The organism is Blastochloris tepida, from assembly GCF_003966715.1.
Taxonomy (GTDB): Bacteria; Pseudomonadota; Alphaproteobacteria; order Rhizobiales; family Xanthobacteraceae; genus Blastochloris; species Blastochloris tepida.
The window spans coordinates 3,209,200-3,224,791 of record NZ_AP018907.1 but is presented as its reverse complement, the minus strand read 5'-3'; the positions used below and the strand labels follow the sequence as shown (position 1 = coordinate 3,224,791).

The 15,592-nt window shown below is 69.0% G+C and carries 11 protein-coding genes; 3 read left to right on the top strand and 8 right to left on the bottom strand.

The features are described from left to right. Nucleotides 1–20: 20 nt before the first annotated feature. On the top strand, nt 21–1,454 hold the full coding sequence (locus BLTE_RS14605) for an aldehyde dehydrogenase family protein (RefSeq protein WP_126401384.1): 1,434 nt from the start codon (nt 21–23) through the stop codon (nt 1,452–1,454). A gap of 340 nt (nt 1,455–1,794) precedes the next feature. Further along, entirely contained in the window at nt 1,795–4,473 is a 2,679-nt protein-coding gene (locus tag BLTE_RS14600; RefSeq protein ID WP_126401383.1) for a bifunctional diguanylate cyclase/phosphodiesterase, read from the top strand. Nucleotides 4,474–4,497: 24 nt separating this feature from the next. Here BLTE_RS14600 and BLTE_RS14595 read toward each other — a convergent pair whose 3' ends face one another. The 3 genes from BLTE_RS14595 to BLTE_RS14585 all read right to left on the bottom strand — a co-directional run bounded on the left by BLTE_RS14595 (nt 4,498) and on the right by BLTE_RS14585 (nt 8,297). Then, nucleotides 4,498–5,880, bottom strand: coding sequence for a dipeptidase (locus tag BLTE_RS14595; RefSeq protein ID WP_126401382.1), 1,383 nt, complete (start codon nt 5,878–5,880; stop codon nt 4,498–4,500). Between the two features lie 151 nt (nt 5,881–6,031). After that, nucleotides 6,032–6,508 carry an ANTAR domain-containing protein gene (locus BLTE_RS14590; protein ID WP_126401381.1) on the bottom strand — a complete coding sequence of 159 codons (477 nt, stop codon included), beginning with the start codon at nt 6,506–6,508 and terminating at the stop codon, nt 6,032–6,034. 172 nt (nt 6,509–6,680) lie between these two features. Next, nucleotides 6,681–8,297, bottom strand: coding sequence for a helicase HerA-like domain-containing protein (locus BLTE_RS14585; RefSeq protein WP_126401380.1), 1,617 nt, complete (start codon nt 8,295–8,297; stop codon nt 6,681–6,683). Nucleotides 8,298–8,525: 228 nt separating this feature from the next. Between BLTE_RS14585 and BLTE_RS14580 the strand changes: the two genes are divergently transcribed. After that, nucleotides 8,526–10,709: an SGNH/GDSL hydrolase family protein gene (locus tag BLTE_RS14580; protein ID WP_126401379.1), complete on the top strand. Its 2,184-nt coding sequence runs from the start codon at nt 8,526–8,528 to the stop codon at nt 10,707–10,709. A 56-nt stretch (nt 10,710–10,765) separates the two neighbouring features. On the opposite strand, the gene scpA is transcribed toward BLTE_RS14580, so the two are convergent. From scpA to BLTE_RS14555, 5 genes are all read right to left on the bottom strand, one after another. Beyond that, entirely contained in the window at nt 10,766–12,931 is a 2,166-nt protein-coding gene (scpA, locus tag BLTE_RS14575; protein ID WP_126401378.1) for a methylmalonyl-CoA mutase, read from the bottom strand. 283 nt (nt 12,932–13,214) lie between these two features. Then, on the bottom strand, nt 13,215–13,463 hold the full coding sequence (locus tag BLTE_RS14570; protein ID WP_126402227.1) for a PilZ domain-containing protein: 249 nt from the start codon (nt 13,461–13,463) through the stop codon (nt 13,215–13,217). A gap of 317 nt (nt 13,464–13,780) precedes the next feature. Continuing rightward, entirely contained in the window at nt 13,781–14,131 is a 351-nt protein-coding gene (locus BLTE_RS14565; protein WP_126401377.1) for a hypothetical protein, read from the bottom strand. 78 nt (nt 14,132–14,209) lie between these two features. Beyond that, the gene (locus tag BLTE_RS14560; RefSeq protein WP_126401376.1) at nt 14,210–14,659 is read right to left on the bottom strand and encodes a hypothetical protein; all 450 of its coding nucleotides are present in this window, start codon (nt 14,657–14,659) and stop codon (nt 14,210–14,212) included. Between the two features lie 103 nt (nt 14,660–14,762). Beyond that, nucleotides 14,763–15,428, bottom strand: a complete 666-nt coding sequence (locus tag BLTE_RS14555) for a hypothetical protein (protein ID WP_126401375.1) — start codon at nt 15,426–15,428, stop codon at nt 14,763–14,765. Between the last annotated feature and the right edge of the window lie 164 nt (nt 15,429–15,592).

Below are 15,592 nucleotides of genomic sequence, written 5' to 3'. Positions count from 1 at the left end.
GAGTTCGGGAAGGATCGGGCATGCTGCACAGGAACTTCATCGCCGGCGACTGGGTCGAGGGCACCGACCTCAACCGAAACGTCAACCCGTCCAATCTCGACGACGTGGTGGGCGAATACGCCCGCGCCAGCGCTGCGCAGGCCGAGGCCGCGATCGACGCCGCGTTCGCGGCGCTGCCGGTGTGGCGGGCCACCACCATCGAGCAGCGCGCCGATATCCTCGACCGCATCGGCACCGAGATCCTGGCCCGCAAGGATGAGCTCGGCCGCCTGCTTTCGCGCGAGGAGGGCAAGCCGCTCGCCGACGGCATCGGCGAGGTGGTGCGCGCCGGTCGGGTGTTCAAGTTCTTTGCCGGCGAAGCGTTGCGCCCGGGCGGCGACCGCATTCCCTCGGTCAGGGCCGGCGTCGATGTCGAGATCACCCGCGAGCCGGAAGGCGTGGTCGGGCTGATCACACCCTGGAATTTCCCGATAGCCATTCCCGCCTGGAAGATTGCACCCGCGCTCGCCTTCGGCAACACGGTGGTGCTGAAGCCCGCCGATCTGGTGCCGGGCTCGGCCTGGGCGCTGTCCGAGATCATCTCGCGCGCCGGGGTGCCGGCCGGCGTGTTCAATCTGGTGATGGGCTCCGGCCGCGAGGTCGGCAACGCCATCGTGACGTCGCCCAAGGTGCGGGCGGTGAGTTTCACCGGCTCGGTCGAGGTCGGGCGGGCGATCGCGGTCGAATGCGTCAGCCGCGGCAAGAAGGTGCAGCTCGAGATGGGCGGCAAGAATCCGCTTGTCGTGCTCGACGACGCCGATCTCGACGTGGCGGTGGCGGCCGCCCTCAACGGCGCCTTCTTCCAGTGCGGCCAGCGCTGCACCGCGTCGTCGCGTCTCATCGTCACCGCCGGCATTCACGACCGCTTCGTTGCGGCGCTGACCGAGAAGACTGCGGCGCTGAAGGTGGGCGATGCGCTCTCCCCCGGCAGCGAGCTTGGGCCGGTGGTGTCGCAAAGCCAGCTTGAGCAGGACCTCGCCTATGTCGAGATCGCGCGCAAGGAAGGCGGGCGCGTGGTCACCGGCGGCGAGCGGCTCAATCGCGAGACGCCGGGCTATTACATGTCGCCGGCCCTGGTCACCGACACCGACAACGCCATGCGCATCAATCGCGAGGAGGTGTTCGGGCCGGTGGCCTCGGTGATCCGCGTCCGCGATTACGAGGAGGCGGTGGCGGTCGCCAACGACACCGAGTTCGGCCTGTCGTCGGGCATCTGCACCACCTCGCTGAAATACGCCTCCGATTTCAAGAAGCGCTCGGCGGCGGGCATGGTGCTGGTCAATCTGCCGACCGCCGGCATCGACTATCACGCGCCGTTCGGCGGCCGGAAAGGTTCCTCCTACGGCCCGCGCGAGCAGGGCGCCTATGCGCGCGAATTCTACACCGCGGTGAAGGTGGCCTACACGCTGGCCTGACACGGTTGCCGGCGCAACGTGCCGCGGGGCCACCGTACGCCGTCCGAAACGCAATCCGTGGCCATCCCACGGGTACAGCTTGGACACCAGCAACCGCCCCCCATCGGCGGTTGCAGAAAATTCACCCTCTCGGCAATGTCCTCCCCCGGCCGGGCGACCGTTAGCGCCGATTAAAACGTTACGGTGCAGGCTGCTGATGCGTACACGCAACGGCTGAGCCGATTCAACCGGCCGGCGGGGAGGCATTTCGGATGCGCGCAATGTCGGATTGGCGGCCTGAGCCGGCACGGGTGCCGATGGCCGGCAGGACGTTGCCCGCCGGCAACCGGGCGAGGGCGACGTGACCCTGTCGGTTCTGAACCGCTTCTCGGTGCGCAGCATCCTGAGCGTCGCCGCGGCGTTCCTGGTCGCCTGCTTCGTCGGCGTCGGGCTCGCGACCTGGCAGTTCCGGGCCGACGACATCGAGGACAGCACCGCCCATGTGCGCAATCTCGCCATCGTGCTGTCCGGCCAGCTCGAACGCTCGATCGAGGCGATCGACATCACGCTGCTCGATCTGATGGAGTTCATCGCGCTGGCCGGTGTGAAGGACCAGCGCGACCTCGCCGATCTCGTCACCGGCGACCGCTTCCAGAACCTGCTGCGCGAGCGCGTCGAGAGACTGCCGCAGGCCTATGGCGCCTCGGTCTATGGCGCCGACGGCAGGAACCTCGTCACCACGTTTCCCGACATCAAGTGGGCCATCGACGTTTCCGACCGCGACTATTTCCGCGAGCTGAAGAGCGATGCCGCGCGCGGCCTCTTCATCTCGCAGCCTTTGACCAACCGCATGACCGGCGTGAGCAACATTGCGTTTGCACGCCGCATCACCGACGCCGCAGGCGAGTTCGCCGGCGTCGCGCTGATCACCGTCACCGTCGACTATTTCGAGACCATCTATGCGCCGATCAAGTCGCTCGGCGACATGCGGCTCACGCTGGTGCGGCGCAACGGCACGGTGATGCTGCGCTATCCCGATCTGGCGAACGCCGCCACCGGCGCCAGCCTGCCGAGTTCCTCGCCCTGGTACGGGCTGGTGGCCAAGGGCGGCGGCGAGTTCCGCTCGCCGGGCTATTTCGACGGGGTGGCGCGCTGGTTCGCGGTGCGGCCGCTGCAGAATTATCCGCTGGTGCTCAATGTCGGCATCTCGGAGCGCGAGATGCTGGCCCGCTGGTATCGCCGCGCCGTCGCCATCGCCATCGGCGCGGCCCTGCTGGTGTCGGCGGCGACCGTTCTGCTGTGGGCGGTGATGGGGCAGTTCCAGCGGCTTCGCCGCTCCGAGCGCAAGCTGCGCGACAAGAGCCGGGCGCTCGCCGTGTCGAACATCCGCTTCGATTCGGCGCTCAACAACATCTCGCAGGGCCTGTGCATGTTCGACGCCGACGAGCGCATCGTCGTGTCGAACGCCCGCTTCGCCGAAATCTACGGGCTGTCGCCGGACGAGGCCGCGCCCGGTACTTCGCTCGCCGCGATATTCGACTGCCGCATCCGCAACGGCACGCACGCCGGCGCGCCGCCGCGCAACTATTTCGCCGATCTCGCGGGCAATCCCGCCGAGGTGCAGCTTCTGCCGGACGGGCGCGCCATCCACATCCGCTGCCAGCGCATGGCCGATGGCGGCTGGATGACCACCCACGAGGACATCACCGACCGCCACCGCAGCGAAACCCAGATCGCCTACATGGCGCGGCACGATCTCCTGACCGGCCTGTTCAACCGCGCTGCTTTCTCCGAGAAGATCGAGGAGGCGGCCGCGCGCCAGCGCCGGTTCGGCGAAACCTTCACGGTGCTGCTGCTCGATCTCGACCGCTTCAAGCAGGTCAACGACACGCTCGGCCATCTGGCCGGCGACATGCTGCTGAAGCAAACCGCCGAGCGGCTGAAGGCGACGCTGCGCGAGACCGACATCCTGGCCCGCTTCGGCGGCGACGAATTCGCCATCATCCAGGTCGGCGCCGACAATCAGCTCGACGCGGCGACCGCGTTCAGCGGACGGCTGATCGCCTGCCTGTCGGCGCCCTACGATCTCGGCGGCCAGGAGGTGACGGTCAGCGTCAGCATCGGCATCGCCTTGGCGCCCGAGCACGGCGTCGAGGCCGACAAGCTGATCCGCAATGCCGATCTGGCGATGTACCGGGTGAAGGGCGAAGGCCGCAACGGCTACAGCGTCTATGATGACGGGCTGATGGAGGTGGCCGACGCCCGCCAGCGGCTGGACAGCGAGCTGCGCCACGCCATCGCCAATGGCGAGTTCGAGCTGCACTATCAGGCGATCATCGACGCCCGCACGCGCCGTGTCTGCGGCGCCGAGGCGCTGGTGCGCTGGCGCCACCCGCGCCGCGGGCTGGTGCCGCCGCTCGAATTCATTCCGTTTGCCGAGGAGTCGGGCCTGATCGAGCAGATCGGCCAATGGGTGCTGCGCCGCGCCTGCGTCGAGGCGCGCGGGTGGCCGGACGATACGGTGGTGGCGGTCAATCTGTCGCCGGTCCAGTTCCGCCGCGCCGATCCGGTGGCGATGATCCGGCAGGCCCTGGCGGATTCCGGACTTCCGGCCCGCCGGCTGGAGATCGAGATCACCGAGAACGTGTTTCTCACCGGCGCGGAGGACAATATCGCCACCGTCCGGCGGATGAAGGAGCTCGGCGTGTCGATCGCGCTGGACGATTTCGGCACCGGCTACTCGTCGCTGAGCTATCTGACCACCTTCCCGTTCGACAAGGTGAAGATCGACCGCTCCTTCACCATGAACATGACCAAGCGCGCCGATTGCGCGGCGGTGATCGCCTCGGTCATCACTTTGACCCGCTGCCTGGGCGTGGCGACCATCGCCGAAGGCGTCGAGAGCCATGCGCAGCTCGAACTGCTGCGCGGGGCCGGCGTCGATTTCTGCCAGGGTTATCTGTTCGGACGCCCGGCGCCGGCCGCCGACCTCGACTTCTCGCGCCCGGCCGCGGCGAAGCAGGCGGGTGCTGCAGCCTGAACGCGGCCCGGGCGAGGCGGAACCTTACTGCGCCAGCGCGTGCAGGATGCGCACCCATGAGCGGATGCCCTTGTGGAAGGACGTGAGGTCGTACTTCTCATTGGGCGAATGGACGCGGTCGTCCTCCAGCGCGAAGCCGATCATCAGCGAATCGAGCCCCAGCACCCGCTTGAAGTCGCCGATGATCGGGATCGAGCCGCCCGAGCCGATGCGCACCGCCGGCTTGCCCCATTCGTCGGCGAGTGCGGCGCGGGCGCATTCGAGCTTGGGGTGGTCGAATGGCACGCTGACGGCCGGCGAGCCCTTGTGCGAGATGAATTCGACGCGGCAATCCTCCGGGATCCGGGCGCGCACGAAGGCGTGGAACGCATCGCGCACCTTGGCCGGATCCTGCGCGCCGACCAGCCGGAACGACACCTTCGCCGAGGCCTCGGCGGGGATGACGGTCTTGGTGCCCTCGCCGGCGTAGCCGCCCCAGATGCCATTGACGTCGCAGGTCGGCCGGGTCGAAATCTGCTCGATCAGGAGCCGGTCGCGCTCGCCGGCCGGCACCTTGAGGCCGACCTGACCGAGGAAGCCCTCCGGCGTCAGATTGAGCCGCGCATATTCGTCGCGCACGTCGGCCGGCAGCTCCGCCACCCCGTCATAGAAGCCGGGAAGGGTGATGCGGCCGGTCTCGTCGTGCAGGGCGGCGAGGATGGCGGACAGCACGTGGATGGGATTGCGCGCAGCCCCGCCGAACAGGCCGGAATGCAGGTCGCGGTCGGCGCAGCGGACGCGCACCTCCTCATAGACCAGACCGCGCAGCGACAGGGTGATGGCGGGCGTCGCCCGGTCCCACATGCCGGTGTCGCATACCAGCGCGACGTCGGCGGCAAGCTCGTCGCGATGAGCCTCGACGAAGGCGGGCAGGTGCTTGGAGCCCATCTCCTCCTCGCCCTCGATCAGCATGGTGACGCCGATCGGCAGCGTGCCGGTGGCGATCTTGTAGGCGCGGCAGGCCTCGATGAAGGTCATGATCTGACCCTTGTCGTCGCTGGCGCCGCGGGCGACGATGTGCTGGGTGCCGGTCCGGCCGGTGGTGATGCGCGGCTCGAACGGCGCGGTTTCCCACAGCGACAGCGGATCGACCGGCTGCACGTCGTAGTGGCCGTAGAACAGCACGCGGTGGCGGCTGCCGTCGAGGTGCTTGCCGATCACCGCCGGGTGGCCGCCGGTCTCGCGCACGCTCGCCTCGAAGCCGAGGTCGGTCAGGTCGGCGGCGATCCACTCGGCGGCGCGGCGGCACTCGCCGGCATGCAGCGGGTCGGTGGAGATCGAGGCGATTCGCAGGAGCGCGAACAGGCGCTCCAGGCTGCGGTCGAGTTCGCAGTCGACGGCGTCGAGGATACGGTTGATGTCCGGCATCAGGCGGCTCCGGTGATGTCGCCCGACCCTATACCGAATTTTGCGGACCACGTCATTTTGCGGCGCGCCGGCCGGGCGCCGCTCGCAAATCATTGAAGCTGTCATACGAAAATCCGGCCGCGTGGGCCGGAAACCGCATCATTCCTTAGCTTCATTCCTTGGCTTCGGCCGCGGCCGGCAGCATCACCGGGCCGCCGGGGAAGCCGGCCGGCGGGCGTGTCCGCTCCTGCCGGCGCGCCCGCTGCATCAGCGAGCCGATCCGCCGGTAGAGCGTGCGCGGGACCAGCGGCAGCGGCACCACGGCATCGTAGCCGGCGGCGTTGGCGGCGCGGATGTCGCTGCGCACCGGGTCGGCGAGCAGGAGAATCGACGGCGCGTTGAGATCGCGTCCTGGTGCCGCTGGAAACTGGCGCGGCTGGCCGGCGAGCGGCTCGCCATCGGGGCCGCCGACGCCGCTGACGACGGCGACATCGACCCGCGCGGCGTCGAAAGCCGCGCTGGCCTCTTCAAGGGTTCCCACCTCGGTGATCCGCTGGATTCCGAGCAAGCGCAACGCTTCGCCGGTCTCGTGCCGGGTCTGGGGGTCGGGGTCGACCACGAGCACGTGGGCGGACAGGATCAGTTTCATCGTCGAGTCGGTTTCGTCGCAGGGCGCCAGGGGCTGGGGTTCCGCGTGGCCCCGCCCTGCAGGCACGGTACCGACGCGGAATGCCGCAGCCCCTTCTTACCCAGCCGGGAGGTTGTGCGCAACTGTTATGCTTGCGCCGCAATTAGGCAGCCTTAACGGTAATCGCGCCGCGTTAACGTCGCATGCCGCCCAGCACGCCCCGCAGGATGGCCTTGCCCAATTGGGTGCCGACCTGGCTGGCCACCGAACGGGCCACCTGCTTGGCTACAACTTCCGTGACACTGGCGCGGCCCGCCGGGCGGCCGCCGCGCGGTCCCGGCTTACCGCCGCCGAAGATGCTGTCGAGAATGCCGCCCAGTCCTCCGCCGGAAGAGGGCGCCTCGCTTGGCTGTTGCGGGGCCGGCTGGCCGCCCCAAGGACCGGAGGGGACGCTGGTGGGCGCGCCGGACCGGCCGCCATTGCGCTCGGCCGCGCGCTCGCCGGCCCGCCCCTTCAGCACCTCATAGGCGGATTCGGAATCGATCGCCGTGTCGTACTTGCCGCGCAGCAGGCTGCGGCCGAGGATCGCCGCCCGTTCCTGCGCCGTGATCGGGCCGATGCGCCCGGCCGGCGGCCGGATCAGCGTCCGCTGCACGATCCCGGGCACGCCATTGCCCTCCAGCATCGATACCAGCGCCTCGCCCTTGCCCATCTCCATGATCACCTGGGCGGTGTCGAGCTTGGGGTTGGGCCGGAAGGTCTCGGCCGCGGTGCGTACCGCCTTCTGGTCGCGCGGAGTGAAGGCGCGCAGCGCGTGCTGCACCCGGTTGCCGAGCTGTGCCAGCACGCTCTCCGGCACGTCGAGCGGGTTCTGGGTGACGAAATAGACGCCGACGCCCTTGGAGCGGATCAGCCGCACCACCTGCTCGATCTTGTCGAGCAGCGCCTTGGGCGCGTCGTCGAACAAAAGGTGCGCCTCGTCGAAGAAGAACACCAGCTTGGGCGTATCGGGATCGCCGACCTCCGGCAGTTCCTCGAACAGTTCGGACAGCAGCCACAGCAGGAATGTGGCGTAGAGCCGCGGCGAGTTCATCAGCCGGTCGGCGGCGAGCAGGTTGATCATGCCGCGGCCGTCGCGGTCCTTGCGGATGAGGTCCTTGATCGACAGCGCCGGTTCGCCGAAGAACTTGGCGCCGCCCTGGTTCTCCAGCACCAGCAGCTGGCGCTGAATGGCGCCGATGCTCTGCTTGGTGACGTTGCCGTATTCGGTGGTGAGTTCACCCGCCCGCTCGGCGATATGGCCGAGCAGCGCCCGCAGATCCTTCAGGTCGAGCAGCAGCAGGCCGTCATCGTCCGCCACCCGGAAGGCGATGTTGAGCACGCCCTCCTGGGTGTCGTTGAGGTCCATCAGCCGCGCCAGCAGCAGCGGGCCGACCTCCGATATGGTGGCGCGGATCGGGTGGCCCTGCTCGCCGAACAGGTCCCAGAACGTCACCGGGAACTCGTCGGGCTGCCAGCCGCCGTCGAGGCCGACCGCCTTGGCGCGCTCGACCAGGAAGTCCTTCGGCTCGCCCTGTGCTGCGATGCCGGAAAGGTCGCCCTTGATGTCGGCGGCGAACACTGCCGTGCCGGCGCGCGAGAAGCCCTCGGCCAGCACCTGCAGCGACACCGTCTTGCCGGTGCCGGTGGCGCCGGTGACGAGGCCGTGGCGGTTGCCGAACTTCAGCGTCAGATACTGGTCGGCCGCCTTGTCGCCCTTCGCCGGCACGCTCCGGCCGATGAAGATCCTGTCCTCGGTATCGCCGGCCATGCCGTCCCCCTCGTTTTCCGACCTCAGGATATAGGCGCGGGGACGGCCGGTTTCCAAGCGTCCCCAAAGGACGAGCGGGACGGTGAAGCTGTGGTGAGGCCGAGGGTCGCCTCACGATCAAGACCGCGATAGGCTCCGCCCGCCGGGTTCCCATAGGGCCGGCGGCAAGCGGCGGCCGCGGGAACCTGTCCCGAGACCGCCGATCGCGGACCAGCCGGAAGGTATCGCATGCGTCTATCCGTCTCTTCGCTGTGTCTGACGCTGGCCTGCGCGCTGGCGCACATGGCGCCCGCTTCCGCAGCGGGCGATCTGGTGTGGGAGGTGGAAAATCCGTTCCGCCTGTTCCGCAAGCCCGCGGCCTTCGCGCTGCACGAACGCGCCTTCAATGCGGTGAAGGGCACGGCGCGGCTGCCGGCCGATATCGTCTGGCGCACCGAGCGCCGGCTCAACGACCCCGACTGCGCCAACCCGACGACCCCCGCCACCTGCGAGGCGACCGCCCGGGCGCGCTACGAGGCGTCGCGTCTCGGCTGGGCGGCGCAGGTGTTCGAAGACACCTGCTACGATCGCGACGTCCGCCCGCGCCGCTACGGCCAGACCTGCGAGCGCCAGTATTCGTGGGGCACGGCGACGGAGAGCTACGTCCTGCCCGAGGCGCACACCGTGCAGGTGCGGTTGTCGCCGGCGCGCCTCGCCGAGGTCAATTCCGCCGAAGCCAATTCCGCCGAGCCCAAGGGCGCCTGCACCTGGACGTGGCAGCCGCGCCGCCCCGGCGGCCGGGTCGAGACTCGCCGGCAGGCCTGCAAGGTGCCGCTGGTGATCGCCCGCGTGCCCTATTCGCCCGATGCCGCGGAGTCGGGCGTGTCGGTGTCGGTGACGCTGCCGACCGGGCAGGTGCTCGCCGATCCCGACGTGGTGGTGGAGGATCTGCTGATCGTCGCGCTGGGTGATTCGTTCGCCTCCGGCGACAGCAATCCCGACCGGCCGGTGGTGTTCAGCGCCCGGCGCGAGATGGTCTACGACCCGACGCTGCTGCGCGACGACATCGCGGCGCTGAAGAAGAAGCTCGCGCCGGTCCAGACCTTCGGGCTGGCGTCGGTGGCGCCGGATTTCGATCCCAAGACCCTGCCGCGCCGCCGGATGGAGGACGAGGACCGCGACGCCGCCTTCCGCCTCGCCTCGCGTGAGTTCAACCGTGCCTTCGAGCGGGCCGGCGCCCGCTGGCTGAGCCCGGACTGCCACCGCTCGCTCTATGGCTATCCGATGCGGGTCGGCCTCGAGCTCGCGCTGGAGAACCGCCGTCGCGCGGTGACGCTGATCAGCCTCGCCTGCACCGGCTCGGAGGTCACCGACGGCCTGTTCCTGCCGCGTGCGGCGCGCGAGGGCTTCTCCGAGCCGGGCGGCGCCCGCGTGCCGCCGCAGTTCGACCAGCTCGCCGAGCTGATGTGCGCCGGGCCGCGCTCGGAGCGCGCGACCTACCGCCTGCCGGTGTTCCGGCGCGGCTCGCCCGAGATCGGCGTCGAGCCGGTGACCCTGAGCTGGTGCGCGCGCGCGGCGCTGAAGCGGCCGATCGATCTCGTGCTGCTGTCGATCGGCGGCAATGACGTCGGCTTCTCCTCGCTCGCGCTCTATTCGGTGACCGAGAGCGCCGCCGACGTTGCGCCGATCGCGGTGTGGGTCGGACACGAGATCCGCTTCCCGCCGAGCGTCGCCGACATTTATCTCGAAGCGCTCGACGAGCGGCTGCAGGCGGTGAAGCAGGCGCTGGGCGACGGCTTCGGCGTCGCCCCGGCGCGGGTGGTGCAGACCCATTACGAGCCGCTGCAGTTCGACGAGACCGGCCAGCTCTGCGGCAGCCTTCCGGCGCTCGGCCTCGACGTCGCGCCCAATCTGCGGCTCAGCCGGCAGCGCCTGCGCGAGGTCTCGGCGTTCCATGCCAAGCTGGCGCAGCGCCTGGGCTGCATCACCAGTTCCAGGGGAGCGGATTGTCCGCTCGATCTCGCCACCGGCGCCGGCACCGGCTTCCATCTGGTCGGCGATCACCTCGCCGCCTTCGGCCGGCGCGGCCTGTGCGCGCGCGATCCGCAGCGCCTGCAGATCGATCAGGCGATGATGGCGGTGCCGCGCCGGTCGCTGTCGAGCGGCGAGTTCGTGCCCTATTCGCCCGCGGCGGCGCTGCCCTATGGCAAGCGCTGGCGGCTGTTCCACACGCCCAACGACGCGTTTCTCACCGCCAACACCCACCGCGAGGACATCTCGCCCTTCGATGTGCTGCAGCCGGTCTATGCCGCGCTCTATGGCGGCGCCTTCCACCCCACGGCGGAAGGCCACGCCGTGGTCGCCGACCATGTGGTGCGCCATGCCCGCACGGTGCTGGAGGAGCGGCAGAACGAGCAGGCGGGCGCGCGGTGAGGAGTGTTTCTTCCCTCTCCCCTTGGGGGAGAGGGAAGACCGCGCCGCTGCCGCGATTACTTCGCCGCCTGCTTGGGCAGATGGCCGAGCTGGGCGGCGAGCTTCTCCAGCAGGCTTTCGGCGGCGTCGGCCACCACGGTGCCGGGCGGGAAGATCGCCGCGGCGCCAGCCTCATAAAGCGCGGGGAAGTCCTGCGGCGGGATGACGCCGCCCACCACCACCATGATGTCGCTGCGGCCCTCGGCGGCCAGCGCCGCCTTCACCTCCGGCACCAGCGTCAGGTGGCCGGCGGCGAGCGACGACACGCCGATGATGTGGACGTCGTTCTCCACCGCCTGCCGCGCCGCCTCCTGCGGGGTGGCGAACAGCGGGCCGATATCGACGTCGAACCCGAGGTCGGCGAAGGCCGACGCGATCACCTTCTGTCCACGATCGTGGCCGTCCTGGCCGACCTTGGCCACCAGGATGCGCGGGCGCCGGCCCTCCTCGGCCTCGAAGGCCTCGACCCGGCGCTGGATGCGGGCGATCTTGTCGTCCATCTTCTTGGCCTCGCGCTTGTAGACGCCGGAAATCGCCCGGATCTCGGCGTGGTGGCGGCCCCACACCCGCTCCAGGGCGTCGGAGATTTCGCCCACCGTCGCCTTTTGCCGCGCGGCCTCGACCGCCAGCGCCAGCAGATTGCCCTTCGCGCGGTCGGACGCGGCGTGGCTCAGCGCGTCGAGGGCCGAGGCCACCGCCGCCTCGTTGCGCTCGCCGCGCAGCCTCTTCAATTTGTCGATCTGCATGGTGCGCACCGCCGAATTGTCGACCTTGCGCACGTCGATCGGCTTCTCGTCGGCCACCTGGTACTTGTTGACGCCAAGCACGGTCTGGGCGCCGGAATCGATGCGGGCCTGGGTCTTGGCCGCCGCCTCCTCGATGCGCAGCTTGGGGATGCCGGCATCGATGGCCTTCGCCATGCCGCCCAGCGCCTCGACCTCCTGGATGTGCTCCCACGCCCGCTTGGCCAGGTCGGCGGTCAGCCGCTCGACATAGAACGAGCCGCCCCACGGATCGATGATGCGGGTGGTGCCGCTCTCCTGCTGCAGGAACAGCTGGGTGTTGCGGGCGATGCGGGCGGAGAAGTCGGTCGGCAGCGCCAAGGCCTCGTCGAGCGCATTGGTGTGCAGCGACTGGGTGTGGCCCTGGGTCGCCGCCATCGCCTCGATGGCGGTGCGCATGACGTTGTTGAACACGTCCTGCGCGGTGAGCGACCAGCCGGAGGTCTGCGAATGGGTGCGCAAGGGGAGCGACTTCAGGCTCTGCGGGTTGAACTGCTTGACGAGCTTGGCCCAGAGCAGGCGCGCCGCCCGCATCTTGGCGACTTCCATGTAGAAGTTCATGCCGATCGCCCAGAAGAACGACAGGCGCGGCGCGAACGCATCCACGGTCAGCCCGGCTTCGAGCCCGGCGCGGATGTATTCGACGCCGTCGGCCAGCGTATAGGCCAGTTCGAGATCCTGCGTCGCCCCGGCCTCCTGCATGTGGTAGCCGGAGATCGAGATGGAGTTGAACTTCGGCATGTTGGCCGAGGTGAAGGCGAAGATGTCGGAGATGATCCGCATCGAGGGCAGGGGCGGATAGATATAGGTGTTCCGCACCATGAACTCTTTGAGGATGTCGTTCTGGATGGTGCCGGCGAGCTTCTCGGCCGGCACGCCCTGTTCCTCGGCCGCGACGATGTAGAGCGCCATGATCGGCAGCACCGCGCCGTTCATGGTCATCGACACGCTCATCTGGTCGAGCGGGATGCCGGCGAACAGCGTGCGCATGTCGTAGATCGAGTCGATCGCCACGCCCGCCATGCCGACGTCGCCCGAGACGCGCGGATGGTCCGAATCATAGCCGCGATGGGTGGCGAGATCGAACGCCACCGACAGGCCCTTCTGCCCGGCGGCGAGGTTGCGGCGGTAGAAGGCGTTGGAGTCCTCCGCCGTCGAGAAGCCGGCGTATTGGCGCACCGTCCAGGGCTGGTTGACGTACATGGTCGGATACGGCCCGCGCCCATAGGGCGGCAGGCCCGGCCAGGTGTCGAGGAAGTCGAGCCCGGCCAGATCCGCAGGGCCGTAGGCGCTCTTCACCGGAATGCCCTCGGGCGTCAGCCACGGCTCGCCCGTCGCCGCGACGGCCGGCAGGGGGGCGTCCTGGAACGCAACTCGGGTGAAATCGGGAATGCGGCTCATGTGCGTGCTTCTCTATGGCGGGAATGGCACCGGTCCATGCCAAAACGTCGCACCCGCCTGCGCGCGGGTCCGACCAAGGTCAATCAATTATGCAGGATGCCGCGGCGGCAGGCCAGTGGGGCGGGCGGCGCCGGGACGCGGCAGATCAACACTTCGAGGCCGCCGGCCCGCTGGCAGCGGATCGGCGGCCTCGACGTTTTCCGAGTTGGAGGCCCGGCGGCTGCGCCGGCGCGGCCGAATTGGCGTCAGGCGGCCGACTTGACTTCAGGTGGCCGACTTGGCGTCAGAACGACACGCCGATCCGCCGGCCCTTCTGCCACAGGATCCGGCAGCTCTTCTTGAGACCGCCATGCAGGAAGGTGAAGCGCTTGGGGATTTCAACCGTGCCATGCACGTCGAGGCAGGCGCCGCGCGCGCTGAGATCGATGACCGTGCAATCGATCGTCGGGCTGCGCGAGTCAGCGAAGATCTTTCCGGTCGTGGAAATGCGGCCGCCGGTCTGGATCCGCACAAAGGTACGATTGTTGGTCATCTGCACCCTGACAATTGCTTGCTGCGCAAAGAGATCATGGGCGAGCGCGCCATCGCTCGCTCGGTTTCAACCCTACATGCCGATCGTAAATTTCAAATGAACCGGGAATTGCGCGTTTCGGAGTGTGGGAAGCGCAAGGGTTTACGCAGATTTTCATGGAATTCGCGCTGTGCGCGGTGGCGGGATGCCGTATTATTTGAACGTAAACTTAACCATCGCAACATGTTCGCGCGTGCGGCCGGAGCCCTCGCAGACGGGCTTCAGCCCGAGCAACCGGCGCATGAGCTGGCGGACGAGCCGGCGCCAAGCCGCGCCGGTCAGAGCCTTCGCGCCTGCCAGCGGCCGGCGCAGTCGCGCGAGGGCGCGGTCCACACCCCGCTGCCGCTGCCGCCCGTCAGCCGCCCCGACACGCTGACCGACTCCGCCTGACGGGTGAAGCGGACATTGAGCCGCCCGTCGCGGCCCACCTTGCCGGTGGCGGTGATGTCGATCTCGCCGACATAGCGGATGGCGCCGTCCTCCACCTGGATCGGGAAGACGAAGCCCTGGTCGCACGCGCCGCGCTGGACCTCGACCGCGACTTCCCATTGCCCGTCATGCGGGCCCGAAGCCGGCGCCGGACCGGCGGTCATCGACAGGGCAAGGATAAGGGCGATGCGAAGACGCATTCCGTGCTCCCGAAAACAGCGCTCGGCTGATTGGATCATACGGTTTCCGGCCCACAGGCCTGAGAACCGTAGGCCGTATCAAGGCCGGTGTCGCGCCATTCGGCCGTGGAAGGCCAGCGCGCCGATGGCGCCGCCTGCGGTGGCGGCCAGAACGAAGATGATCGTCAGTATCCAGCTTCCGGTGACGAAGCCGGAGCGGAAACGCCACGCCACCATGAGCGGCAGCACGAAACCGGAGGCGGCGCCCACCATCACCAGCCGGCCGGCGGTGTAGGCCTCGATCCGGTCGAGCAGCAGCCGGGCGAGCGGCAGGATCACGAAGCCGACCGGTGCCGCCACCACCAGCGCCACCGGCAGCGCGACGCCCAGCATGAAGAACAGGGTCGCGCCGTCGAAATGCGTGCCGTGGATCGCGGCAAACAGCGTGAGCAGCCCGACGCCCGACACCCCCCCGGCCACGGTCGCCTCAAGCGAGGCGCGCCAGGAATACCAGGATGCGAACCAGGAGTGGGCGGTCAGCGGTGACATGTCCTTCATGTAGGCGCGAACGCTGCCTTCGCCAGGGCGGGCGTGAAGCCGGGAAGGTCCGGACGGCCGAAGGTTCACCCCCGGAACTCACTCGGCCGCACGTTCACTGGGCAAGGAAGCAATAGAACAGGCCGGCGCCGCCGGTGCCCTTCAGCGCCTCCTGACTGCAGCCGCGGGTGCCGTGCGAGGAGTTCCACGAGGTCATGTGCCGGGAGTCCGTCAGGCCGATGCGGTCGTGGTGGCCCACGATCGCCGAGCCCTCGCCGTTCTTCGTCCAGTTGCCGCAGGTTGTATCGCCGCCCGCGGTCGAATAGTGGCCCTGCGGGTCGGAGCCGGTGAGGATGTCGTGCAGATTGACGGCATCGCCCCGGCCGCTGACGGTCTGGCCGGTCTCGGTCAGCGCCGTCTCCTTGGTGATGTTGACGGCGGGCGAATGCAGCTCGTCGAGGTTTCGCGCCACCACCACGCCTTTGGCGTTCACCCACGGCCCGTTGCCGATGCGGTCGCGGGCATTGATGCCGGCCGCGCCGCCCGGCGCGGTGGTGCTGAGATACGCCCGCCAAGTCTCGCCGGCCGCACCGGCCGCCTTGGCCAGCGCGCGGCAATGGGCATCGGCCCCCTCGAGGCCGCCCAGATTGGCGCCATCGCCCAGGCCGGCGCTGGTGACGAAGAACGACATCGGCGCCTGCTGCGCCGCGCCTGGGTTGAGGCCGGCCGACAGGCCGAGCCCGAGGACGCCGGCCAAGATGCCGGTCAAGATGCTGACCAAGTGGACTCCGCCTGCGCCGCGCCGTCTCATCGATGTGCCTCCGCGCTGGTGTGAACCGCCGGGCCGTGGCGGCCAATTCCCAATTGGCCATCTGGTGCACGGAAATTAACTGGAAAGGGCGCGGGAAGGCTGTTGCCGCGGCGAACGGCTGCATGTACGGACGC

Excerpts from the sequence above, each read along its gene's own strand:
- BLTE_RS14565 (WP_126401377.1), bottom strand. The coding sequence starts at position 14,131 with ATGCGTCTTCGCATCGCCCTTATCCTTGCCCTGTCGATGACCGCCGGT.
- BLTE_RS14585 (WP_126401380.1), bottom strand. The coding sequence starts at position 8,297 with ATGGCCGGCGATACCGAGGACAGGATCTTCATCGGCCGGAGCGTGCCG.
- BLTE_RS14605 (WP_126401384.1), top strand. The coding sequence starts at position 21 with ATGCTGCACAGGAACTTCATCGCCGGCGACTGGGTCGAGGGCACCGAC.
- scpA (WP_126401378.1), bottom strand. The coding sequence starts at position 12,931 with ATGAGCCGCATTCCCGATTTCACCCGAGTTGCGTTCCAGGACGCCCCC.
- BLTE_RS14560 (WP_126401376.1), bottom strand. The coding sequence starts at position 14,659 with ATGTCACCGCTGACCGCCCACTCCTGGTTCGCATCCTGGTATTCCTGG.
- BLTE_RS14590 (WP_126401381.1), bottom strand. The coding sequence starts at position 6,508 with ATGAAACTGATCCTGTCCGCCCACGTGCTCGTGGTCGACCCCGACCCC.
- BLTE_RS14595 (WP_126401382.1), bottom strand. The coding sequence starts at position 5,880 with ATGCCGGACATCAACCGTATCCTCGACGCCGTCGACTGCGAACTCGAC.
- BLTE_RS14570 (WP_126402227.1), bottom strand. The coding sequence starts at position 13,463 with ATGACCAACAATCGTACCTTTGTGCGGATCCAGACCGGCGGCCGCATT.
- BLTE_RS14580 (WP_126401379.1), top strand. The coding sequence starts at position 8,526 with ATGCGTCTATCCGTCTCTTCGCTGTGTCTGACGCTGGCCTGCGCGCTG.